1 protein-coding gene is annotated in these 541 nt (G+C 64.7%); it reads right to left on the bottom strand.

The genetic code is table 11. The annotated features are described in order from the left end of the window. Positions 1–541: hemagglutinin repeat-containing protein (locus tag AC3WMR_RS30710; RefSeq protein ID WP_492266985.1), on the bottom strand; the 541-nt coding region annotated here is incomplete at both ends.

The following is a 541-nucleotide window of genomic DNA, read 5'->3' as shown; positions in this document are numbered from 1 at the left end:
ATGTCGATGTTGCCTGTCCTGCCGGTCACGTCGCCCGCCGCCTTGCCGGCAACGACGTCGCTGCCCACGATGCGAGCGTCACGGCCCGCCGTCAGGATGACGTTGCCACCCGTCGTGCCCAGCAAGCTGCGAGCGTCGCTTTGCGTGGTGCCGTCCACGCTCTGATTGGATTTGCTGTCGCTGCGGCCATAGGAAATGCCCATGCCACCTATCGAGAAACCGCTTTTCTTCTCGCGGCGATAGTGATCTTCGGCATAGGTATTCAGCCCCGCTTGCACGGTGACGTCGCGCGTGGCGTCCAGCACGATGTCCTTGGAGGCCAGGATCTGGGCGCCCGTCATGGTGATGTCGCGGCCGCTGCCTATCGACACGCTTTCCCCGGACAGCTGCGTGCCTTGCGCCGTGGTGTAGGCGCTGCTGTCGATGGTGTGAGTCGAGCGGCTGGACAGGAATCCCTTGACCTTCTGGTAGTGCTCATCGCGCACCGAGCCCGACGCCACGCCTGCTGTCAGGCTGACGTCGCGCCCGGCCATCAGGGTCA

The sequence above is a fragment of the Achromobacter sp. FW305-C-28 genome (genome assembly GCF_058783235.1).
The sequence above is the reverse complement of the archived record's forward strand: the minus strand, read 5'-3'. Positions and strand labels throughout refer to the sequence as shown.